This window comes from Fodinicurvata sediminis DSM 21159 (genome assembly GCF_000420625.1).
In the GTDB taxonomy this organism is placed as follows: Bacteria; Pseudomonadota; Alphaproteobacteria; order Kiloniellales; family DSM-21159; genus Fodinicurvata; species Fodinicurvata sediminis.
Genome location: NZ_ATVH01000013.1, coordinates 101,209 through 121,775, shown reverse-complemented (window position 1 = coordinate 121,775; position 20,567 = coordinate 101,209). Strand labels below are relative to the sequence as shown.

23 protein-coding genes are annotated in these 20,567 nt (G+C 62.1%); 13 read left to right on the top strand and 10 right to left on the bottom strand.

All coding sequences use genetic code 11. The features are described 5' to 3' along the window. The first annotated feature begins 16 nt into the window (after positions 1 to 16). The 4 genes from yidC to G502_RS0105575 are packed head-to-tail and all read left to right on the top strand — an operon-like array spanning position 17 to position 4,856. Positions 17 to 1,978 carry a membrane protein insertase YidC gene (gene yidC / locus G502_RS18810; protein WP_022727675.1) on the top strand — a complete coding sequence of 654 codons (1,962 nt, stop codon included), beginning with the start codon at positions 17 to 19 and terminating at the stop codon, positions 1,976 to 1,978. Positions 1,979 to 1,983: 5 nt separating this feature from the next. After that, on the top strand, positions 1,984 to 2,667 hold the full coding sequence (gene yihA, locus G502_RS18805) for a ribosome biogenesis GTP-binding protein YihA/YsxC (RefSeq protein WP_022727674.1): 684 nt from the start codon (positions 1,984 to 1,986) through the stop codon (positions 2,665 to 2,667). Between the two features lie 29 nt (positions 2,668 to 2,696). Next, entirely contained in the window at positions 2,697 to 3,614 is a 918-nt protein-coding gene (gene argB, locus G502_RS0105580) for an acetylglutamate kinase (protein WP_022727673.1), read from the top strand. Between the two features lie 36 nt (positions 3,615 to 3,650). Beyond that, positions 3,651 to 4,856, top strand: coding sequence for a phosphoglycerate kinase (locus G502_RS0105575; protein WP_022727672.1), 1,206 nt, complete (start codon positions 3,651 to 3,653; stop codon positions 4,854 to 4,856). A gap of 6 nt (positions 4,857 to 4,862) precedes the next feature. Here the strand turns inward: G502_RS0105575 and G502_RS0105570 are convergent, their stop codons facing one another. From G502_RS0105570 to htpX, 5 genes are all read right to left on the bottom strand, one after another. After that, the gene (locus G502_RS0105570; RefSeq protein ID WP_022727671.1) at positions 4,863 to 5,219 is read right to left on the bottom strand and encodes an AzlD domain-containing protein; all 357 of its coding nucleotides are present in this window, start codon (positions 5,217 to 5,219) and stop codon (positions 4,863 to 4,865) included. Beyond that, the gene (locus tag G502_RS0105565; protein WP_081649698.1) at positions 5,216 to 5,932 is read right to left on the bottom strand and encodes an AzlC family ABC transporter permease; all 717 of its coding nucleotides are present in this window, start codon (positions 5,930 to 5,932) and stop codon (positions 5,216 to 5,218) included. Before G502_RS0105565 ends, G502_RS0105570 begins: the two co-directional genes overlap by 4 nt. Positions 5,933 to 6,046: 114 nt before the next feature. After that, complete coding sequence (locus tag G502_RS21340; protein WP_022727669.1) at positions 6,047 to 7,609, bottom strand: PAS domain-containing sensor histidine kinase; 1,563 nt, start codon at positions 7,607 to 7,609, stop codon at positions 6,047 to 6,049. 61 nt (positions 7,610 to 7,670) lie between these two features. Then, positions 7,671 to 8,813 (bottom strand): DUF2336 domain-containing protein, encoded by a 1,143-nt coding sequence (locus tag G502_RS0105555; protein ID WP_026989109.1) that lies wholly within the window; start codon positions 8,811 to 8,813, stop codon positions 7,671 to 7,673. 299 nt (positions 8,814 to 9,112) lie between these two features. Beyond that, positions 9,113 to 9,985: a zinc metalloprotease HtpX gene (gene htpX / locus G502_RS0105550; protein WP_022727667.1), complete on the bottom strand. Its 873-nt coding sequence runs from the start codon at positions 9,983 to 9,985 to the stop codon at positions 9,113 to 9,115. Between the two features lie 59 nt (positions 9,986 to 10,044). Between htpX and G502_RS0105545 the strand changes: the two genes are divergently transcribed. After that, on the top strand, positions 10,045 to 10,272 hold the full coding sequence (locus tag G502_RS0105545) for a DUF1674 domain-containing protein (RefSeq protein ID WP_022727666.1): 228 nt from the start codon (positions 10,045 to 10,047) through the stop codon (positions 10,270 to 10,272). A gap of 51 nt (positions 10,273 to 10,323) precedes the next feature. On the opposite strand, the gene G502_RS18795 is transcribed toward G502_RS0105545, so the two are convergent. The 4 genes from G502_RS18795 to G502_RS22805 form a co-directional block, all read right to left on the bottom strand. Next, the gene (locus G502_RS18795; protein WP_245560731.1) at positions 10,324 to 11,220 is read right to left on the bottom strand and encodes a DUF2332 domain-containing protein; all 897 of its coding nucleotides are present in this window, start codon (positions 11,218 to 11,220) and stop codon (positions 10,324 to 10,326) included. Continuing rightward, positions 11,142 to 11,384: a hypothetical protein gene (locus G502_RS22660; protein ID WP_245560740.1), complete on the bottom strand. Its 243-nt coding sequence runs from the start codon at positions 11,382 to 11,384 to the stop codon at positions 11,142 to 11,144. Before G502_RS22660 ends, G502_RS18795 begins: the two co-directional genes overlap by 79 nt. 115 nt (positions 11,385 to 11,499) lie before the next feature. After that, the gene (locus G502_RS22810; protein ID WP_367401676.1) at positions 11,500 to 11,709 is read right to left on the bottom strand and encodes a VOC family protein; all 210 of its coding nucleotides are present in this window, start codon (positions 11,707 to 11,709) and stop codon (positions 11,500 to 11,502) included. 15 nt (positions 11,710 to 11,724) lie between these two features. After that, positions 11,725 to 11,922, bottom strand: coding sequence for a VOC family protein (locus tag G502_RS22805; RefSeq protein ID WP_322098859.1), 198 nt, complete (start codon positions 11,920 to 11,922; stop codon positions 11,725 to 11,727). Between the two features lie 428 nt (positions 11,923 to 12,350). Here G502_RS22805 and G502_RS0105530 point away from each other — a divergent pair, with 428 nt between their 5' ends. The 5 genes from G502_RS0105530 to G502_RS0105510 all read left to right on the top strand — a co-directional run bounded on the left by G502_RS0105530 (position 12,351) and on the right by G502_RS0105510 (position 16,497). After that, positions 12,351 to 13,124 carry an amino acid ABC transporter ATP-binding protein gene (locus G502_RS0105530; RefSeq protein WP_281170013.1) on the top strand — a complete coding sequence of 258 codons (774 nt, stop codon included), beginning with the start codon at positions 12,351 to 12,353 and terminating at the stop codon, positions 13,122 to 13,124. Positions 13,125 to 13,156: 32 nt separating this feature from the next. Then, the gene (locus G502_RS0105525; RefSeq protein ID WP_026989107.1) at positions 13,157 to 13,945 is read left to right on the top strand and encodes an ABC transporter substrate-binding protein; all 789 of its coding nucleotides are present in this window, start codon (positions 13,157 to 13,159) and stop codon (positions 13,943 to 13,945) included. Between the two features lie 139 nt (positions 13,946 to 14,084). Further along, entirely contained in the window at positions 14,085 to 14,777 is a 693-nt protein-coding gene (locus G502_RS0105520) for an amino acid ABC transporter permease (protein ID WP_022727663.1), read from the top strand. Positions 14,778 to 14,789: 12 nt separating this feature from the next. Further along, positions 14,790 to 15,473 carry an amino acid ABC transporter permease gene (locus G502_RS0105515; RefSeq protein ID WP_022727662.1) on the top strand — a complete coding sequence of 228 codons (684 nt, stop codon included), beginning with the start codon at positions 14,790 to 14,792 and terminating at the stop codon, positions 15,471 to 15,473. A gap of 19 nt (positions 15,474 to 15,492) precedes the next feature. Further along, positions 15,493 to 16,497, top strand: coding sequence for a pyridoxal-phosphate dependent enzyme (locus tag G502_RS0105510; RefSeq protein ID WP_022727661.1), 1,005 nt, complete (start codon positions 15,493 to 15,495; stop codon positions 16,495 to 16,497). Positions 16,498 to 16,564: 67 nt separating this feature from the next. Here G502_RS0105510 and G502_RS0105505 read toward each other — a convergent pair whose 3' ends face one another. After that, positions 16,565 to 17,515 carry a LysR family transcriptional regulator gene (locus G502_RS0105505; RefSeq protein ID WP_022727660.1) on the bottom strand — a complete coding sequence of 317 codons (951 nt, stop codon included), beginning with the start codon at positions 17,513 to 17,515 and terminating at the stop codon, positions 16,565 to 16,567. 106 nt (positions 17,516 to 17,621) lie between these two features. Between G502_RS0105505 and G502_RS21335 the strand changes: the two genes are divergently transcribed. The 3 genes from G502_RS21335 (at position 17,622) to G502_RS18780 (ending at position 20,531) form a co-directional block, all read left to right on the top strand. After that, a complete protein-coding gene (locus G502_RS21335; protein WP_022727658.1) occupies positions 17,622 to 19,301 on the top strand; it encodes a glutaredoxin domain-containing protein in 1,680 nt (559 codons plus the stop codon). A 2-nt stretch (positions 19,302 to 19,303) separates the two neighbouring features. Further along, a complete protein-coding gene (locus G502_RS0105490) occupies positions 19,304 to 19,783 on the top strand; it encodes a hypothetical protein (protein ID WP_040487712.1) in 480 nt (159 codons plus the stop codon). A 250-nt stretch (positions 19,784 to 20,033) separates the two neighbouring features. After that, positions 20,034 to 20,531, top strand: a complete 498-nt coding sequence (locus tag G502_RS18780; RefSeq protein ID WP_022727656.1) for a PACE efflux transporter — start codon at positions 20,034 to 20,036, stop codon at positions 20,529 to 20,531. Positions 20,532 to 20,567 lie beyond the last annotated feature (36 nt).

Genomic DNA, 20,567 nt, shown 5'->3' with positions numbered 1-20,567 from the left:
GGAGCCGCTATCTCTCATGGAACAGAAGAACCTTTTCCTCGCCATCCTGCTGTCTCTGGTCATCCTGTTGGGATTCCAGTACTTCATCGAGCAGCCACAGCAGCAGGAGGAGGCCCAGGAAGGCACAACCACGGAAGAGACGGCGTCGCAAACGCCGGGGGAAGCCCCGTCTATGGACTCCGGGGATGCCGAGCGCAATCAACAGCTTCAGGAGCGGCCGGAGGCCCTGGACGAGGCCTTGAGCGATGTCGATCCCGATGCCGCGCGTGACGAAATCCTGGAAAGCGGCCCGCGTGTCGCCATCGAAACGCCAAAGGTCGAGGGGTCGATCTCCCTGATCGGCGGCCGCCTGGATGACCTGACCCTGAAGCGCTATCGCGAAACCATCGAAGAGGGCAGCCCGAACATCGAGCTGCTGGATCCGGTGGGCTCGGCGCGCCCCTACTATGCCGATTTCGGCTGGGCGGCCGGCGGCGAGGGTGTGCCCGTTCCGCAGTCGGACAGCGAATGGGAGGTCGAGGAAGGTGAAACACTCACCCCCGACACGCCGGTCACGATCGCCTGGGACAATGGTGAGGGGCTGACCTTCCGACGCACCTATGCAATCGACCGCGACTACATGGTGACGGTCACCCAGGAGGTGGAGAACACGGGCGGCGGCAATGTGACGCTTGCGCCCTATGGCCTGATCTCACGTACCGGTACGCCGGAGACCACCGACTTCTTCATCCTGCACGAAGGCTTGATCGGCGTTCTGAACGACGAGTTGCGCGAAATCAGCTACGGCGACCTGCGCGACGACGGACGGATTTCCGCAACGACCCGTGGCGGCTGGCTGGGCATCACCGACAAGTACTGGATGGTCACCATGGTGCCCGACCAGGAGCAGGAGGTGGAGACACGCTTCCTCTACAGCGGGCGCAACAACCAGGCCAAGTACCAGACGGACGTCCTCTACAATGGCCGGCAACTGTCCGAGGGGCAGACGACCAGTGAGGTGACACGGCTGTTTGCCGGTGCCAAGGAGGTGACGCTGCTGGATCGTTACAGCGACCAGGAAGGCATTCCCAAGTTCGACCTGGCCGTGGACTTCGGCTGGTTCTACTTCCTGACGAAACCGATCTTTCTGGCGCTGCACTGGATTGCCGGGCTGGTGGGCAACTTCGGCGTTGCGATCCTGATCCTGACGGTCTTCATCAAGATCCTGTTCTTCCCGCTGGCCAACAAGTCCTATCGCTCGATGGCGAAGATGCGCAAGCTGCAGCCCGAGATGATGCGGCTCAAGGAGCGCTTCTCGGACGACCGGCAGCGCCTGAACCAGGAGATGATGGCGCTCTACAAGAAGGAAGGGGCCAATCCGGCCTCGGGCTGCCTGCCGATCCTGGTGCAGATCCCGGTGTTCTTCGCGCTCTACAAGGTGCTGTTCGTCACCATCGAGATGCGGCACGCACCCTTCTTCGGCTGGATCCAGGATCTGTCTGCGCCTGACCCGACCTCGATCCTGAATCTTTTCGGCCTGCTGCCCTATGCAGTGCCGGACCTGGGGCCACTGGAGATTCTCAGCATCGGTATCTGGCCGATCCTGATGGGCCTGTCCATGTACGGCCAGCAGTTGCTGAACCCGCAGCCGCCGGATCCGGTCCAGGCCAAGGTCTTCATGTTCCTGCCGCTGATCTTCACCTTCTTCCTGGCCGGCTTCCCGGCAGGACTGGTGGTCTACTGGACCTGGAACAACCTGCTTTCGGTGATGCAGCAGTACGTCATCATGAAGAAGGCGGGGGCTCCCATCGGCCGCAAGGCGAGCCCGCAGCCGGCGGTCCCGGCTGGCGGCGAGGCCGGCGACAAGACGGACGGTGCCGCGGCCGATGAAGAGAATGGCAAGGCTGATGCGGGAGAGAAGAAAGCCGCGAACCAGCAGCAGAAGAAGGGTTCGGGTGGCAACAAGGGGTCCGGTAATACGGGCAAGAAGAAAAAGTAGCTGCCATGGATAGCCGGGATCCTGATGCCGAAGAAGCTGGTTCGGAGAGCCCGGACCAGGCCTGGCTGGAGGAAGGGCGCCTGCTGTTCTCCGCCGAATGCCGGTTCCTGCTTTCAGTCGTGGATGCCGAGCAGGTGCCGGCCAGCGACCTGCCGGAGGTGGCCTTTGCGGGCCGGTCCAACGTGGGGAAATCCAGCCTGGTCAATGCGCTGACGGGCCGGAAGACCCTGGCGCGCACGTCGAACACGCCCGGGCGCACGCAGCAGCTGAACTTCTTTGACCTGGGTGGACGCCTGATGCTGTCCGACCTTCCGGGCTATGGATACGCGAAGGCGCCCAAGGCCGATGTGGCCCGCTGGACGCGCCTGACCCGGGCCTACCTGAAGGGGCGCCCTCAACTGCGCCGTATCCTGCTGCTGGTGGACTCACGCCACGGCCTGAAGACGCCGGATCGCGAGATCATGAAGGAACTGGACAAGGCTGCGGTTTCCTATCAGGCGGTCCTGACCAAGAGCGACAAGATCAAGCAGGAGGCCCTGGCCCAGGTCATCGTGGCGACGGCCAGCGAGCTGAAGACCCATCCCGCCGCCCATCCGGACGTGATGGTGACCAGTTCACAGGCGGGGCTTGGCATTCCCGAGCTGCGCGCCGAACTGGCGACGGTGGCATTGCCACGTCAGTCGGGATAGGCTTGCGCCGCTGAGTCGAGAGGAGTCCCATGACAGGATCGAAGAACTTCGGTGAAACCAAGCAATGGCTGCGCACGGCCCGGACCCTGACCGAAGCGCTGCCCTTCATGCGCCGCTATGCCGGAAAGACCGTGGTCATCAAGTACGGTGGCCATGCCATGGTCGATGATGAGCTGGCCACCATCTTCGCGCGGGACGTCGTGCTTATGAAGCAGGTGGGGATCAATCCGATCGTGGTGCATGGTGGCGGGCCGCAGATCGGCGAGATGCTGACTCGTCTGTCCGTGCAGAGCGAGTTCATCGACGGCCTGCGCGTGACCGATGCCGAGACGGTAAAAGTGGTCGAGATGGTGCTGTCGGGCTCCATCAACAAGGCCATCGTGAATGCGATCAATTCGGCCGGCGGCACGGCCATCGGACTGTCCGGCAAGGATGGCAGCCTGATCCAGGCGCAGAAGCTGCGCCGCAGCCACAGGGATCCGGAATCCAACATCGAGAAGATCCTGGATCTGGGCTTCGTGGGCGAGCCGAAACACGTAAATCCACAGGTGTTGGGCGCGCTGGAACGCGCCGGGATGATTCCCGTGATCGCGCCCATAGGGGTTGGCGTCAACGGGGAGACCTACAACATCAATGCCGACACGGTCGCCGGCGCCGTGGCCAGTGCGGTGGGGGCCGTACGCCTGCTGCTGCTGACCGACGTGGCTGGGGTGATGGACAAGAACGGTGAGCTTCAGACACAGCTGTCCCTGGAGCGCGTCAAGGAGCTGACCGAGGATGGCACGATCAAAGGGGGCATGCTGCCCAAGCTTCAGACCTGTACCGCGGCCGTCGAGGAGGGCGTGGATGCCGCCGTCATCCTGGATGGACGCGTCCCACATGCCCTGTTGCTGGAAGTCTTTACCGACCAGGGTGTGGGAACCTTGCTTCGCCGTGGCGAGCAGTGAGGCTGGCCAGCCTGTTCAGTCGAGAGAGGAAGGATCATGAGCGTATTCCGTACCCTGGATGACCTGGACGTTACCGGAAAGCGCGTCCTGGTGCGCGTCGACTTCAACGTGCCCATGGAGAACGGAGTGGTCACCGATGCCACCCGGATCGAGCGCGCCCTGCCGACCCTGCAGGGCCTGCTGGAGCGCGGCGCGAAAGTCATCTTGCTGAGCCATTACGGACGTCCCAAGGGCAAGGCGGATCCTGCCCTGTCGCTGCGCCCTCTGCTGCAACCCCTGGAAGCCCTGCTGCAGGAGCGAAAGGTGCTCTTCGCAGACAACTGCATTGGTGCAGCGGCCGAGGAAGCGGTGGGTCAACTGAACGACGGCGAGGTGCTGCTTCTGGAGAACCTGCGCTTCCATGCCGGCGAGGAGGCCAATGACGATTCCTTTGCCGACAGCCTGGCAGAACTGGGCGATCTCTACGTCAACGATGCTTTCTCGGCAGCCCATCGCGCGCATGCTTCGGTGGAGGCCCTGGCGCGGCGTCTGCCCGCTGCCGCTGGGCGGCTGATGCAGGAGGAACTGGAGCACCTGGAAAAAGCGCTGGAGAATCCCGAACGACCGGTGGCCGCCATTGTCGGGGGTGCGAAGGTGTCCACCAAGCTGGAGTTGCTGGGCAACCTGGTGGAAAAGGTGCAGCTGTTGGTGATCGGCGGCGGCATGGCCAATACCTTCCTGCACGCCTTCGGGGTGCCCGTGGGCACTTCGCTTTGCGAGAAGGACATGGCGGAAACCGTCGAGGATATCGTCCGTCGTGCCAAGCAGGCCGACTGCGATATCCTGCTGCCGACCGATGCGGTCGTGGCCGAGAAGCTGGCACCCAATACGCCGCATGATGTCGTGGCGGTGCGTGATGTGCCCGATGATCGCATGATCCTGGATGTGGGCCCGATGACCACGGAGCAGATTCGCAAACGTCTGGGAGATTGCCACACGCTGGTCTGGAACGGTCCGCTGGGTGCCTTCGAGACACAGCCCTTCGATGCGGGCACCAATGTGGTGGCTGAGGCGGTGGCCGACCTGACGGCCGAGGGGCGGCTTCTGTCGGTGGCCGGCGGCGGAGACACCGTGGCGGCGCTGGCGCGCGCCGGCGTTCTGGATCGCCTGACCTATGTTTCGGCGGCCGGCGGGGCCTTCCTGGAGTGGTTGGAGGGCAAGACACTGCCAGGTGTCCAGGCGCTGCGCGATTCGGCTGCCTGAGCCAGTTCAGCCGATCACAAAGCCGGCACGCCCCCAGGTCAGCAGAACGAGGCACGCAAAGCCGCTGAAGACACCCAGGAAGAGATTCTTCCGCGTCAGGAAGAAGACGGCAAGCGCCAGCAAGGCAGCCCCCAGGCGATCGATGACGGGTGTTTCGGCCAGGGCCCCGAGCGGCAGGATGATCATGCGGGCGACCAGGCCGGCCAGCAGGGCATAGGCGACACAGGTCACCCATTCGAAGATCAGTGAATCGGTTCGGATGCGCCCGGACAGAGCGACGCCAAGGGAGCGCCAGCCATAGGTCACCGCGAAGGTCACTGCTAGCGCGATATAGGGCCCCCAGCTGGTCAGTGTCTCCTTCATGATGCGCCCTGCTTCTTTCGGGACAGGCCGCCGCCTATGACGAAGGCCAGGCTGCCGGCAACCAGGCCCGTGACCAGCAGCGACATGTCTGGCAGGTAGAGGTGCAGCAGAGGGCCCAGGACGGCGCCCAGGCCAAGCGCCCAGACACGAGCCTTGATGCGCAGGTCCGAGGCGAAGACCAGCATGAAGTAGATCGGATTCAGGAAGACCAAGCCTAGGGAGACAGCCAGCGGGACGCTGCCGGCAAGGAAATAGCCCAGCAGGGTGCCCAGCATGGCGCCTGGCCAGAGCACCATGGAAAACCCCATGAAATAGGCAATTCGAACCGGACGGGGGAGCTCGGGGCAAACCCGCAGGGCCTGGGCCCAGCCTGTGATCGCTAGCCAGTGCACGGCAACATAGGGAAGCCATCGGGGAGTTGAGGCACTGCGCAATATCGGCATCAGAACCACCGTCATGGGCAGCAGGCGCACGTTGGTCAGCGCCACGGCCAGGGCGATCACCAGGAAGGAGGCGCCGGCGGTATAGAGTTCGACCATGGCGATCTGCGCCGGAAGCGCCCAGCCGGTTGCCGTGGACAACAGTCCCTGGAACAGGGTGAACTCGCTTTCGCGGATCAGGGCGCCGAACCCGAGGAAGCTCGAAATCAGGACAAAGCCGGGAACGGACAGGCCGTCGCGAAAGCCACGTGCGAAGGCCTTCGTTTGGGTCAGTTTCCGGGTGGATGACTCAGACTGGTCGTGCGAAGCAGTGATGATGTTTCCCCCTCGACTTCCGGGGGAAGCTATCCCGTCCCGTGTGATAGCGCCAGTGGCCTGGGCTGCATGTCAGGCCTGCAGCACTCGCGAAGCCGGTAGAACAAAGGTGACGCTCGTGCCGTCTCCCGGTGTGCTGTCGATCGTCAGATCGCCCTCATGCAGTTCGATCAGGCCACGAGTGAGCGGAAGGCCGAGACCGGTTCCGGAATAACGCCGGGAAAGCTGGCTGTCGACCTGCCCGAAAGGCGTCAGGGCAATCTCAATCTCTTCAGGCGTCATGCCGATTCCGCTGTCCCGGATCCGGCAGACCAGGCAGCCTTCGGAGTCGAGGCCGGCGTGCAGGTGGACCTGGCCACCCTCGTTGGTGAACTTCACGGCATTTCCCAGCAGGTTGACCAGGACCTGGAGTAGGGCGCGCATGTCTCCCTGGATTGGAGGTAGAAGGTCCTCGATCGACGTTTCCAGGCTGATCTGTACCTCGCTGGCCTTTTCGCGCACCATGCGCAGGGCCGAGGTTACCAGTTGCGCGAAGTCCAGGCGCTCTTCGTTCAACTCCATACGCCCGGCCTCGATCTTGGAGACGTCCAGGACGTCATTGATGAGTTCCAGCAGGTGATGGGCGCTGTGCAGGATGTCCTGTGCATAGCCCTTGTAGGTATCGTTGCCCAGGGGGCCGAAGGTTTCCGTCTCCATAAGCTGGGAGAAGCCTATAATGGCATTCAAGGGTGTGCGCAGCTCATGACTGACGGTGGCCAGGAACTGGCTCTTGGTCCTGTTTGCACTCTCGGCCAGTTCGATGCTCTCGCGCAGGGCTGCTTCGCGCGACAGCAATTCGGTGATGTCGCGCGCGGTTCCACGAAAGCCCTGGAAGACACCGTCCGTCTGGCTGAAGACCGGTACGGCGCTGACCAGGATATGACGTGTACTGTCATCGGTGGTCTTTGCCATCAGTGACAGGTCACGGAAGGGATGCCTGCTCGATTCTCGTGTCAGGTTCTCCAGGGCCGAGGTGTCGCCGCTGAACAAGACGGAGAGGGGGCGGCCGATGAAACTGCGGGGGTGTGCGCCGAGGGTTTCCAGGACACGGTTCGAGATGTAGGTCAGCTTCAAATCCCGGTCCGTTTCCCAGACCCAGTCCGAAACCAGCCGCGAGATATCCTCGAAACGCTCACGCGCTTCGGCGCGTTGGCGCCTCAGGCGCGTGGTGTCCTCGTCGGGCAGGAAACGCACGACCAAAAGCTGCAGTTCATTTTCCGAATCCGCATAGGCCCGCAGCTGGGGATGAAGTTCCTGTCCTGCGCCATTCACAATACGCAGCCGGCTGTCCAGGGCCGGACTCCAGCGTTCCTGCGAGAGCTGGAGTTGTTTGATTTCTTCGGAGAATGCGGCAAGCGGGCCAAGGCCGTTGTCGGCGCCATTGGCCCGGCTCAGCAATTCTGGCAGCAGTTCTCCGAAAGCGGCGTTCTCACTGATGATCTGCCCCTGCCTGTCCACAACACAGAAGGGCGCCGCCTGCTCCAGCAGGTGATCGTGGGCGGTGACAGTCAGGTCTGTTGGCGTGCGCTGGCCTGCGCGCATTTCCATGCCTTCCTGTTTGCCTGGAAAGGTCAGATGCAGTCCGTTACCGGACATCACTTGAGTCCTTCCGTTGCCGATCTTCGCTTCCGCCGGCCGGGGGGGTGCCGGGACTTCTTCACCTGCCCCGCCGTGATTTTCCGCGCGACGATTCCACGCACTGTACGGCATAGAGATACTCCGGATCCCTGCGCCAGCGTTTCAGGACGGCTTCGGCAGCCTCGGGCTTGACCCGATCGAACAGCACCAGGACACGGGAAAGTTCGTTGGGATCCACCTTCTGATCGCCCGGCCGGCCCTTGCGGCTCATCAGGAAGATCGAGGTGAAAACGGGTTTCTCGATCTTGAGGGCCCGGCAAACGATGACCAGTCCTTCGCCGCCTGGCTCATAGACGATGCGCCGGATCAGGCGCATGCGCAGCCCGCTCATCTCTGCGAAAAGCGCCTCGAACAGCGAAACCTCCCCCTCGCGCAGGACCTTCACCAGGAACTCCGGTGTGAGCTCCTCTTCCTCGCGGTAGGTACGTGCCAGCTCGCGCGCTGCGCTTTCCGGCATTTCCTCGCGCGCAAAGCTCTCGTTGCTGGAGTCGGAAATGATGGCTTCGAGCAGGTCGTCCAGTTCCGTGGGGTCGATTTCGTGATTTGCCAGGATGTGCGAGCGCAGCGCGGCACTGACCCAGAGGCATATGCGTCGTGCCAGAGGTTGCGGCAGGTCACTGCGGTGCACCAGCGGTTCCTGATAGGTATCGACGCGCCGCGATTCCTCGACCAGGTACTCCATGGCCGCGTTTGACAGACGGGAGTTGGGGTTGTCCAGAAGAGCCTTGATGACATCCACATGTCCCGCCTCGATCAGGGCATCGGAAACCGATTCGCTGACCTTCCGGCGCATGGCGATGGACAACTGGTGCTGCATGCTGCGGTGCCGGATGATCTCGATCAGGTCCGAGTCCTTGAGCACCTCGCTGGCCAGAAGAATGGGCCGGGCCACCTCGATCTCGTCGTTGGCCAGCATCAGGACCAGTTCCCTGGGGATATCTTCACGTGCGGCCAGGCGCTGGCTGAGCTCCCGGCGGACGACGCCTTCCACTTCCTGGATCAGCTTGTTGAGAATGTCGGTCATCAGCGCGCGTTCGCGCTCGGTCAGCGCTTCGCCCTGGCCTTCGAACAGGTCTCCGATCGTGGCCACGAGGGTGCGGCGCCCCTCCGAGCTGCGGTCGCGGGCCAGTTCCAGCAGTTCTGTCAGATCTTCTTTGTCCACGACGCGGAAGTATCCTTTACCGGTTTTGCCATGGCGGGACGAACGCCCCATGCCTTTAGCCGATTCTTCGGTTTGCTTTTCAAGTGTTTCCATGGCTCGAAAACATATAACCCCTGTTTGAGAAATGACTCTGCGTCAAAGACTTAAATGATTCGTTAAAATCCCCGGTAATTCCTTTACCTGCCCGAGTCGCGCGCAAAATAAGCCGCGGCCAGGTCCCGAATCGAACCGGCCGCGTGACTGTCAGGGTAAGAAGATTAACGATGAAGGCAAGTCCGGCCGCAGGCCGGCAACTTGGATCAGCCCCAGGGACTTGGACTTTTCGCCGCGGCGGGCGCTTGCCCGTCCATCTCTCGCAGGCGGGCCACGCGGTTCTCCGTATTGGGGTGCGTGGAGAACAGGCTGTCCATCTGATTCGCATGCAGCGGATTGATGATGAACATGTGCGCCGAGGCGGGATTCTTTTCGGCGGCCTCGTTGTCGATCTTCGATGCGGCCGTCTGGATGTTCTCCAGTGCCGAGGCCAGCCAGAGCGGCTGGCCGCAGATCTCGGCGCCGATTCGGTCGGCCTCGTACTCGCGCGAGCGCGAGATCGCCATCTGCACCAGCATGGCAACCAGCGGGGCCAGGATCATGATCAGGATCGTGCCGATCAGCCCCAAGGGGTTGTTGCGGTTGCCGCCGAAGAAAAGGGCGAAGTTGGCCAGCATCGAGATTGCACCGGCCAGAGTCGCGGTCAGCGTCATGATCAGGGTGTCGCGGCTCTTCACGTGCGCCAGCTCGTGCGCCATGACGCCGGCGACCTCCTGCGAGGACAGGCGTTTCAGCAGCCCTGTCGTGGCGGCCACCGCGGCGTTCTCCGGATTGCGTCCCGTGGCGAAGGCATTGGGCTGCGGATTCTCGATCAGGTAGACCTTGGGCATGGGCAGCTCGGCGCGCTCGGCGAGCTGTTCCACGATGCCGTAGAACTCGGGTGCGCTCTGCCGGTCGACCTCCCGCGCCTTGTACATGCGCAGGACCACCTTGTCGGAGTTCCAGTAGGCATAGAAGTTCATCGCCACGGCAATGGCGAGGGCGATCAGCATGCCGGTCTGCCCGCCCAGCATGAAGCCGACGGCGAGGAAGAGGCCGGTCATTGCGGCGAGCAGAAGCGCGGTGCGGAAGTAACTCATGGCTCTAGTAAAATGGGTCTGTCGTGGTCCCGTTCAAGGACTTGGCGCTGCGGGTGTGGATGTCCTATATAAAAGGGATGAAACGCTTTTCTTCACATCGTGCCAAGACCGGACAGCCCGCCGTAGTTCCGGATAAGAATACGGCCCAAACCGGACAGAACGCACCTGAAGCGGCGCCCGGAAAGACGGACGCCAAGACAGAAGCCAAGGAGTTGGGCGGCCCGGAGGGGCCCGAACCCACGCGCTATGGCGACTGGGAGCGCAAGGGCATCTGTTACGATTTCTGAGACAATCCCCTGCCTATGGCTGCAGGCGGGTTGACCGCGTGGCTTGCCCCTTTAACAGCCATACCACTCCACCCACTGGCCGTGGAATCCGGCGCGCCCTAGAGCCAGGCGAAAGTCGCCCGGCCAGAGCCTGAGGCTCACGGCGGCTCCGTGGCTGGTGCCATCGTCTTCCATGGCCAGCCAGGCCAGAGGGCTGTCCGCGCGGGCTGTGCGTCCAGCCGATTCAAGCAGGTCACGTCCGCGCGCCTGTCGCTCTGGTGGAAAGTACTGCCAGGCGATGGTGTGAAAGACGAGGTGCAGGCAGTCAGGCTGACCTGAGGCCAGGCGTGCTTCCAGCCAGTCCACGGCGTCGCCTCGGTCGATCGTTGCCTCCTGCAGCGCCATGGCAGTTCGGGTGCGGACCAGGCGTTCCGGCTGGTCGGGCCAGAGATAGGCGATGAGGCGCAGGTCATCCTCAGATTGTCCGACCCGAAGGGGCGTCAGATCCACGCCACGGCGGTCCGTAATCCGTGGCCGGGCCTTGGGCGGCAAGGGACCTTGCCAGTCTGGCGTGAGTTGCACGCCGGCATCCTGCGGGCCCCAGCGTTGTCCGGCGATATCCAAGGTGAAACGGTCGAACATCAGGTTCAACCCTGCAGACGCCCCGAGCTCCGAAAGCTGCAGGGGCAGGCCGAAACGCGCGTCGAGCCAGTGGGCGGCGGCGATCAACACGGCGCTGCGCCGGACTTCGTTCGTCTGTGGCGGTCGTTCCGTCCATTCGCAGAGGAAATCATCGTGCTTTCGTAGGGCGTCCAGGACGGCTGCGCAGAGTTGAGCATCGTCGACCTGGTTGGGCGGATAGGCGGCTGCCAGTCGCGCATCCTTGCCCATCAGAACCAGGGCCTGAAGCCCGCCTGCCACGCGCAGGGGCAGTGTGAGGCACCAGCGGGGCCCAGATCGCCGTCCCAGCGTGCAAAGCGTCCAGCCAGCGCCGTGTCGTTCGGCCAGTTTTCGGCAAGCAGCATCATCAGCCGCCCCATGAAGGGCGATCCGAACTTCCGGCAGGCTTCGGCCTGCTTCAGGAAGGCCGTGGGCAGGTCGGACGTGATCTTCGTACAAGAAGGCTTTTGCACCACGAGTCCATGGAAGTGGTTTCGGCGGAACAAGGCAAGGGTGTCTCCGGCTCCTACCGGGCGAAGTCCCTATGCGAAAGACAGTTCTGTTTCGCCGTACCTGGATTGTGCTTCTTCAAGTGCCGAACGTCACGTGACCCTGGTCGTCGATCGGCCAGATTGGGTTCCAGGCAATCTCCCAGGCGTGCTCGTCCGGATCGGTGACATAGCCTCGAAACCCGCCATGAGGTGGCGCGTCAGCCGGGCGAATCATCCGGCCGCCAGCCTCGACCAGCCACTCCACGAGCGGTGTGACTTCCTCCTTGGCGGTAACGTTGTGGGCCAGTGAGAATGCGCCCGGTTACCTCAGACCAGTCCGGTTCATATCAGCCTCCAGTGCGTCTTTCCGAAAGGTGCCGAGGATGAACCCGTTCATCTGATAGAAGATGATTTCGGGCTTCTCAAAAACCGGCGTCCAGCAGAACCCCTCGGTATAGAAGAGGCAAGAGATTTGGGTATCGGCGACACCCAGGGTGATGACGGAAATCTGCTGTTGCATACCAAGACCTTATTGTTTGCCGGTGCACCATTGCTCCGGCTTAGAAGGTCATGGGACTCACAGCAAAACGCGAAAGTCAGGACCCGCTGTTGCAGGGATCGGGCAACCCTAGTGCACCAATCTCTCCTTTTTAGACGCCCGTTTCCTGGCAATGCGGACACATCGCTTCAAGATTCCACGTGAGTCTAGATAGCGCGATTGACTCCCACTAAAGGTGCTGTTTTTCCCTTTCGTTTCCTTCCAAATGTCGACAGCGACGTCACGAGGAATGCGCCGCACACTAGCTAAGGTTTCAGGGGGGAATCGGATGGACGTCAAAAAGACAGCCCAGCCTGTCCGGGTTGGTATTGCGCAGTGATGTCCTTGACGCCTGCGTTATGTGGAAACTAGGCTCAAAAACAGAAAGAAAGCATTATTTTTCTAGGTTAATGGAAGACGCACTTAGCCACCACTCCGAAGCTATTATGGTGAATATTGAGGCCGTATCTCGAAGCTTCAAGCTTCCGCGCGCCGGCGAGATCCGGGCGCTGGACGAGGTGTCGGCGACAGTCATGCAAGGGGAAGTCGTCGTTATTATCGGGGCCTCGGGGTCCGGCAAGAGCACACTGCTGCGCACGGTCAATGCCCTTGAACGCGTCGATGAAGGTCGGATTACGGTCAATGGCATCGAGGTGACCAATCCGCAAAGCAATCTGAATCGATTGCGCGCCAACGTCGGAATGGTCTTCCAGCATTTCAATCTGTTTGCGCACAAGACGGCCCTCGAGAATATCGTGCTGCCGCAAACGGTCGTGCTGAAGCGCTCGCGGGACGAGGCGATCTCCAGGGCAAGGGAGTTGTTGTCCCGGGTCGGAATCCCGGAAAAAGCGGATGCCCCTTCAGGAGATCTGTCCGGAGGACAGCAGCAACGCGTCGCAATCGCCCGCGCGCTCGCGATGAATCCGAAGGTCATGCTGTTCGATGAGGCCACCTCGGCGCTCGATCCCGAGACTGTCGGGGGAATTCTGGCGCTCATGCGAGAACTTGCCGATGAAGGAATGACAATGATGGTGGTGACCCACGAAATGAAGTTCGCGGAGGACGTGGGCAGCCGGATCATATTCATGGACCAGGGCAAGATTGTCGAGGAAGGAGCCCCGACAATGTTCTTCAAGGCTCCGAACAACGAAAGAACAAGGGAGTTCTTGAACCAAATCCTCTAACGCAAAGGAGAAGGGGAGAAATGACTACCTTGATGAGACTGTTACGAGCATTGCCGGCCATGGCATTCCTTGTCGTGTTCGGCACCGCCGCTACAGCCAGTGCGACCACGATGGAAGACATCATGGAACGCGGCACCTTGCGTGTCGCGGTCCAGACGCAAGGTCCACCCATCAGCTTCGTCGATGCCAATGGGGAGCGTGCGGGCCTTGCCGTCGAGATCGTTCGCAACATGGCCGAGGACATGGGTGTCGAGCTCGAGCTGCAGGATTACAGCTGGCAGGGCCTGATTCCCGCGCTGTTGTCAGGAAAGGCGGACCTGATTGCGGCTGACATGACGCCGACACCCAAGCGCGCCACGCAGCTGCTGTTCACCGAGCCGATCTTCTTCACGGAGATTATTGCGTTCGCGAATGAGGACAAGGGCTACTCGCACTGGGAAGATCTCAAGCAGGAAGGCGCCACGATCGGCGCCCCGGAGGCGAGCACCTATGCAGCGGCCGCGGACATCAAGCTGCCGGACCTGACCATGAAGGAGTATCAGGGTGGCACCGCGGCCACCGCCCAGGCCGTGTCCTCGGGGCGTGTCGATGCGGGCATCAGCGACAGCGGCACCATCAAGGCATTCCTGGAGGACTACCCAGAATTCGAGGTGCTCGAGGGGACCCTGCGCAAGGAGCCGCTGAGCTTTGCGACGCGGCCGGATTCGGTCCACTTGCTGATGTTCATGGACAACTACATCCGCTTCACCGAGCATTCCGGCCAACTGGGTGAGCTTCTCGATTACTGGTGGAACTCCCAGGATTGGGAGGAGGATCACTGATCCGGGCTTGCCATCCCTCAGGATCGAGGTCACGCAAGTCATGATGCGGGATGGCCTGCGATAACCAGCAGGCCATCCGTGACATTGGCGGGAGTGCGTTCGCGCGAGCGCGCTCCCGCTTCTGTAAGGCCGACCATCGATGGAATATATCGCCCAATTCTATAACCTGCGCGTGGTGCTGAACTATGCCGATACCTTCCTGCAGGGTATCTGGGCGACGCTTTGGCTCAGCGCGGTCTGTCTTGTCCTTTCGATTGCCCTCGGGGTCCTGCTTGCCGGTTTGCGCATGTCGAAGACGGGCCTGCTGTGGCGGCCAGCGGCTGCGTATATACAGTTCATACGCGCCACCCCCCTGCTGGTGCAGATCTACCTGGTCTACTACGGCCTGCCGGAGCTGTTCGGCAATGTCGGGATCCTGACGGAGACCGTCTCGGGCATCATTGCGCTTACGCTTCACACGACGCCCTACATGGCCGAGATCATCAGGTCGGGCATCCAGTCCGTTGACCCAGGCCAGCACGAGGCCGCCACTGCCCTGGGTCTGAAACGCCATCAGCGCATGGTGCTGATCATCCTGCCGCAGGCCTTCGCCAACGTGATTCCCACACTGCTCGGACAAACCGCAGTATTGATCAAGGACACCTCACTACTGAGCCTGATCGCGGTCTTCGAGCTCATGCGAGCCGGCCTTACCGTGATGCACGAGAACGTCATGCCGAACGAGGGCCTGCTGACCGTCGCTGTCTGCTATCTGCTCATATACGCAGGCATGCTCGTTCTATCCAATGTCGTGCAGCGGCGCTTGCACGGCGGCCGGTATCAGCCGGCGTAAGGGGAGAGCAGGATGTTTCAGGACCAGATACAGATGATTCAGAGCATCACGCCCTTCCTGCTCGAGGGGCTGTGGCTGACCTTCCGGATCACCATCATCGGTATTGTCGTCGGTTCGCTAATCGGCCTGGTGCTGGGGACCTTCCGCAGTCTGCGCATCCCGGGGTTGACGGCGTTGATCGGGCTGTACATTCACCTGTTCCGCGGCTCTCCCTTCCTGGTGCAGCTCTATATCTTCTATTATTTGTTGCCCGAGCTCGGTGTGGCCTGGCTACAGTTCGATTCCATGCAGGCGGCGGTGATCACCCTGTGCCTTTATACCGGCAGCTACGTTACCGAGATCGTCAACAGTGCGATCGCCGCGCTGCCGAAAGGCCAGGACGAGGCGGCACGGGCGGTCGGCATGACCAAGGCACAGTCCCTCTGGTACGTCGTGCTGCCCCAGGCGCTGCGCATGATCATTCCCCCCATGAGTGGGGTCTTCGTGATCATCATCAAGAGCACGGCCATCCTGTCCGTCGTGGGACTATCGGAACTGACTCGGCAGGGCCAAATTGCCTCCTTGCGCTTTCCGGGCGATCTGATGCTGATCTATGTCTGTGTTGCCGCTCTGTACTTCGTCTATTGCTATCCGGTCCTGAAGTTCGCGGATTGGGCCGAGAAGCGGATCGGTGGCGTGACCCTGAAGATGCGCTAATTCCGCAAGGGGAAGATTAATGCCGGTGGAAACCGCTCTCTCGGGCCTACCGCGCTATCGGCTGGTGCCCGGGCCCACGCCGCTGGAACGGCTCGACCGGCTGGCCGCCCACGTCGGACACCACGGCCTCTATGCGAAACGTGACGACTGCATGGCGCTGGGGATGGGCGGCAACAAGCTGCGCAGTCTGGAATTCTGGCTCGGCGAAGCCCTGGTCCGGCAGGCCGATACGCTGCTGGTGGCCGGCAGGAGGACATCCAACCAATGCCGCTTAACGGCTGCGGCGGCCGCGAAATGCGGCCTGCGGTGCATCGTGCTCCACAACGACGACCCGCCGGAAAGAGCGGAAGGGAATCTGCTGCTGTCCCGCCTCTACGGCGCCGAAACCAGGTTCCTGGGACCGATGGAAGAGGACGAACGCAGCCGCCGTCTGGCCGAGCTCGCGGAGCAGATGGAGGCCTCGGGATATCGATGCTATATCGTCGGTGATCCGGTCGTCGGCGCGCTCGGCTACGTGGCCTGTGCCGCGGAGCTGATCGTGCAGGCCGGAGAGCAGGAAGCGGCGCTGGAGAACGTGATCCTGCCGGGATCCATGGGGCCGACTGAGGCCGGATTCCTGTTCGGCTGTGCCCTCGCGGGCGCGCCCTTCCGCGTGCACCTGGTGAGCGTGGAGTACGGGATCGACAGGCTGGCCTATCTGGTGGAGGACCTGTTCTCGTGTCTCTGCGCGCACACCGGCGTGACACCTTCCGTGAAGCCGGCCTCCTTCGTGCGATATCACGAGCGCTATCTCGGCGCGGGCTATGACATTCCCACGCCAGAGGCGGTAGCCGCCCTGCAAACCGTGGCCGCCCTCGAGGGCATGCTGCTGGAGGCGACGTACACGGCCAAGACCTTCGCCGGCGCCCTCGACCTGATCGAACGCGGCGAGATCGCGTCGGACTCTCCCACCTGCCTGATCCATACGGGCGGGGTGCCGAGCTTCTTTACCCAGGCCGGGGACCTTGGACTGGATAGGCTCTGAGAGGACGCCCGGCCGTGATCAGGGAAGGAGGTTTCCGGTGTCTCCGAGATGTTGGGTTGCCGTGCAATCATGGGCTCTTTCTCGGAAGGTCCGCTTCGGGAAGATCCTCGGAGTGCCAGGCACGCTCCAGGCGGGCCGTGTGCTGAACCAGCAGGTCGAGAAAGGCGCGAACGGCCGGAACGCTGCTGCGCCGGGGCGGAAGGGAGGCATAGAGTTCCACCTCCGGTCCCGTGTAGTCGGACAAGGCGCGGACCAGAGTGCCATCGCGCACGAGCGGATCGGCATATAATCGGGGCAGGAGCGCCACCCCCGTTCCGGCACTGAGCAGGCTCAGGGCAACGGAGGGATCGCTGAGCACGATCAGGGGTTCGCGCGTCATGCGAATCTCATGGCCTTTTCGGTTCCTGAGCACCCAATCCCGAGCCACGTCGTCCACATTGGTGACGATTCGTCCCAAGGCCTCCACGTCCTCCGGACACTCGAGGGCACCATCGCGAGTTTGCGCGCGAAGGGTATACAATGCCAAGGGGGAACCGATGATGCGCCGCGAGACCAGATAGGGCTCGCTCGGACGGCCGATACGGATGACGACGTCAAGCTGTTCGGCGACGGGATCCGGGCCGCGACTGGTGATCTTCAACTCGGTCCTGACTTTCGGATGGTTCCTGGCCAGGCGGGCAATCACCGGCGCCAGGAGCGTCTGTCCGGACAGGGCGCTGACGGCAATCCTCAAAGGACCTTGAGGTTCCTCCTTGCTGACCCGCAGGGCTTCATCGGCATCCAGCATCAGGGAGACGGCCGCTTCGGCCGTGGGCAGCAGGCTGGTTCCAAGCGGAGTCAGGCGCAGGCCCCTGTTCACACGGTCGAACAAGGGGGCGCCCGCCGCCTGCTCGAGCCTGTGCAACGCGCGCGAGAGACTCGCCTTGGGAATCCCGAACCTGCGTGATGCGGAACTGAGACCCTCCGTACTGGCGATGAGGCCAAAGAGGCGCAGGTCATTCAGGTCGAAGTCATTCATTGGATTGTTCCGTTTCTGGAACGATTTGTTCGCTATCGATCGGTTCACGATAGGGATACTTACCCTCATTCTCGGCCTCGGTCATGCACGAGAACGAGAGTGGGAAATGCCTGAAACGATAAAACTCTTCACGAAGCCCGCCTGCCCCTTTTGCGCGGCAGCCAAGATAACACTCGAGGAAAGGGGGCATCGCTTTGCGGAATGCGATATCACCAGCGCCCGGCGAACGGCGGCGCTCAGCGTCTACCTGACCGGTGTCGCCACGGTGCCCCAGATTCTTGTTGGCGATCTTCACATCAATGGCTCGGAGGATCTTCAGGCACTCGCGGAGGCCGGACGGCTCGACCGGCTGATTGCCTGCGCGGAGGAGCAGCCGGATACGGAAAGGCTGTCGGACGCGGAACTGGAGGCCGGGACAGAGGACCTGCCCCTGAGCAGGATCATTCCGGAAAGCGACGGCACCAGAAGCGATGATCCCGAGCAATGGCCCATTCTGCACTTCTACAAGAGTTTCTTCGGGTTCTGGCCGAACTGCTTCCGCTTCATGCATCACTGGCCCGAGGCCTACAAGCTGTTCGTCTATGCCCACAACCTCGGCGCCATCCGTTTCGGGCGGGAGGTTCTTGGGGAACGGATGATGATGGCCACAGGCTTTGCCACCTCCGATGCGCATGGCTGCAACTACTGCCGGATCCATATGACAGCGGCCGGGGGCGAGACCTCGCTTGGCCTTCCGGCACTCATGCAGCAGGTACGGAGTGGAAAGGCGGGGGACAATGCGGAAATGGGAGTCTACGAACTCGCGCTGACAGAACTGGCCGCGGAGGCAGCACGCAACGCTGTCCCAACCCTTCTCCTGGAGGAAATTCGCTCCCTGGCTTCGCAGGCGCGTGAGTCCGCTACGAATCCAGAGGACGCCGTCATGGCCACGGCGATGGTGACCTCGGCCTTCGGTTTCCTGAACGTCTTCAATGACCTGACAGGCGTGGACGTGGAGCGGGAATGGGCCGGGCAGGCGCAGTCACGGGCCGGTATCGAGCCTGGACGCCATGCCGTCAGCACGCACTCCGCCTATGGCAATCTGGATCACCCCTTGTCCGAAGGCGGTCCCAGCCTCGAGGACATGCTTGCCGCCTGTGACGGCGTTGTCGCCAAGGCCGGTGGTGTCGAGCGCTATGCCATGCAGGAACTCGGCCTTCTGCCATCATGGATGAAAGCCTGGCCGGAAGACCTGCGTGCTCGGCACGCGCTTTTCTATGCCGAGATGATGCAGCCCCGGGCGCATTCTTCCATTCCGTCCGAGCTCAAGCATCTGATGGCGCGGGTCTCGGCCATTGCCAAGGGCCACGAATATCTTGCGGCGGTGGAAGGCTGGATGGCCTGTCAGGTGGCCGGACAGACGCAGCAGGCCGTGGAGCGGGTGCGGCATTGTTTCGAGGCCGCAAAACAGCGGAAAGTCGGTGAAGACTGCTTCACCGAACAGGAGGGTGCCGCCCTGACCCTGGCCTGGCTGTCCGCACAATCGCCCCTGACAACGCCGCGCCGTTTCATTGAACCGGCGATCCAGGCCTATACCGCGCGCGAACTGGTCCAGCTGATCACGGTCTGCTCGGTTGCGGGCCTCGTTCAACGCTTCGCGGCGATCACGAAGCCGGTCATGGAGCCTGAGGTCAGCGCCTATCTTCAAGAGCACGCTCTGGAGTCGGATACGCTGTGCCTGCGCTATCCGGATCCTGCGCTAACGCGTGGCAGGGCCTCGCGGTCCGAGGTCGACGGAGCCAGATGAGCATGGCCACGATCATCACGGCCCTGGCAACGTCCTGTTTTGCGTTCGCCTGCGGGATCTTCCTGACGCTTTCCTATATCGAGAAAGCTGTCTGGTGCCTCATGAGAGATCCCCTGAGCGCGTGCGTGGACGATGGCGAAGCCCGCCTTGTTCATGCGCAGTTGAAGCGGGTGATTCGCCTGCTACCGCCGACGATGAAGACCACGATGGCGTCGGGAACACTCCTGCTGCTGCTTCAAGTCTGGCAATTGGACTTCGCCTGGCCCACTCTGTTGGTGCTGGTGTTCCTTTTGCTGGGCCTGGGATATCTGCTTAGCCAATTGTCCGGGCGCATCGCCGCCGTGGAGCGCGCAGACTCCGAAGGAGATATCGAGGTGGTGCGTCGCGGTCTGGGGCAGCTTGCAACCTTGCACCACATGGGCCTCTTCCTGGCTCTGGGGGTCGTGGTGTTGCAGGTGGTGGTACTCATCTTGAAGGGGTGATGTCCGCTCCGGCGGTGTCCGGACGAATCATTCTCCGCCGCGCGCAGTTCATAGGAGCTTATAGCCTGACTTCAAGCATCGGCGTGGGGAGTGCCGGGTAGACGCAAGTCAGTGATAGCCTGCGGCTACTCTGAGCAAATCATCCTTGCGTTGCGGTGTTGCGAGCTTATATCCATCAGCGAAGAGAGGACGACCTCCCCCAACCGGGATATGCGTTCGGGACGGCCCGAGGACATAAGAGGGGAGGACCATGCGGACCACCCGTGATCGCATCCGCCATGCGCTCAGCTTTGAAATTATCGGCCTGCTGATCGTCACGCCGCTGGGCGCCTGGACGTTCGGGATGCCCCTGCATGACATCGGCATGGTCAGCCTGGTGAGCGCCACGCTCGCCACGGCCTGGAACTACATCTACAACCTGCTGTTCGACCACGCGATGCTCCGTCTTATTGGCAGGGTGCAGAAAACCTTGCCGGTGCGAATCGTCCATGCCGTGCTCTTCGAGTTTGGCCTGCTGCTGGTCCTGATGCCCTTTATCGCGATCTATCTCGGGGTCTCGCTGGTGCAGGCATTCTACATGGATGCCGCCTTTGCCCTCTTTTACATGATCTACGCCTTCGTCTTTAACTGGGTCTATGACTGGATCTGGCCCGTGCCAACCGCTGAGGGGGCTTCAGTTCGTCATCAGTCCCGAAGAGGGCTTGGGGTTCACGAGACGCCCAGGATTAAGAACAGTGAGTTTGAATAGGCTCCAGTCCTTCCGATGTTCGCTACAGCCTTTCGG

What these genes read in the sequence shown, in the direction of transcription:
- yidC (WP_022727675.1), top strand. Translation starts at nt 17, where the DNA reads ATGGAACAGAAGAACCTTTTCCTCGCCATCCTGCTGTCTCTGGTCATC.
- yihA (WP_022727674.1), top strand. Translation starts at nt 1,984, where the DNA reads ATGGATAGCCGGGATCCTGATGCCGAAGAAGCTGGTTCGGAGAGCCCG.
- argB (WP_022727673.1), top strand. Translation starts at nt 2,697, where the DNA reads ATGACAGGATCGAAGAACTTCGGTGAAACCAAGCAATGGCTGCGCACG.
- G502_RS0105575 (WP_022727672.1), top strand. Translation starts at nt 3,651, where the DNA reads ATGAGCGTATTCCGTACCCTGGATGACCTGGACGTTACCGGAAAGCGC.
- G502_RS0105570 (WP_022727671.1), bottom strand. Translation starts at nt 5,219, where the DNA reads ATGAAGGAGACACTGACCAGCTGGGGGCCCTATATCGCGCTAGCAGTG.
- G502_RS21340 (WP_022727669.1), bottom strand. Translation starts at nt 7,609, where the DNA reads ATGTCCGGTAACGGACTGCATCTGACCTTTCCAGGCAAACAGGAAGGC.
- htpX (WP_022727667.1), bottom strand. Translation starts at nt 9,985, where the DNA reads ATGAGTTACTTCCGCACCGCGCTTCTGCTCGCCGCAATGACCGGCCTC.
- G502_RS0105545 (WP_022727666.1), top strand. Translation starts at nt 10,045, where the DNA reads ATGTCCTATATAAAAGGGATGAAACGCTTTTCTTCACATCGTGCCAAG.
- G502_RS22805 (WP_322098859.1), bottom strand. Translation starts at nt 11,922, where the DNA reads ATGCAACAGCAGATTTCCGTCATCACCCTGGGTGTCGCCGATACCCAA.
- G502_RS0105530 (WP_281170013.1), top strand. Translation starts at nt 12,351, where the DNA reads ATGGAAGACGCACTTAGCCACCACTCCGAAGCTATTATGGTGAATATT.
- G502_RS0105525 (WP_026989107.1), top strand. Translation starts at nt 13,157, where the DNA reads ATGAGACTGTTACGAGCATTGCCGGCCATGGCATTCCTTGTCGTGTTC.
- G502_RS0105520 (WP_022727663.1), top strand. Translation starts at nt 14,085, where the DNA reads ATGGAATATATCGCCCAATTCTATAACCTGCGCGTGGTGCTGAACTAT.
- G502_RS0105515 (WP_022727662.1), top strand. Translation starts at nt 14,790, where the DNA reads ATGTTTCAGGACCAGATACAGATGATTCAGAGCATCACGCCCTTCCTG.
- G502_RS0105510 (WP_022727661.1), top strand. Translation starts at nt 15,493, where the DNA reads ATGCCGGTGGAAACCGCTCTCTCGGGCCTACCGCGCTATCGGCTGGTG.
- G502_RS0105505 (WP_022727660.1), bottom strand. Translation starts at nt 17,515, where the DNA reads ATGAATGACTTCGACCTGAATGACCTGCGCCTCTTTGGCCTCATCGCC.
- G502_RS21335 (WP_022727658.1), top strand. Translation starts at nt 17,622, where the DNA reads ATGCCTGAAACGATAAAACTCTTCACGAAGCCCGCCTGCCCCTTTTGC.
- G502_RS0105490 (WP_040487712.1), top strand. Translation starts at nt 19,304, where the DNA reads ATGGCCACGATCATCACGGCCCTGGCAACGTCCTGTTTTGCGTTCGCC.
- G502_RS18780 (WP_022727656.1), top strand. Translation starts at nt 20,034, where the DNA reads ATGCGGACCACCCGTGATCGCATCCGCCATGCGCTCAGCTTTGAAATT.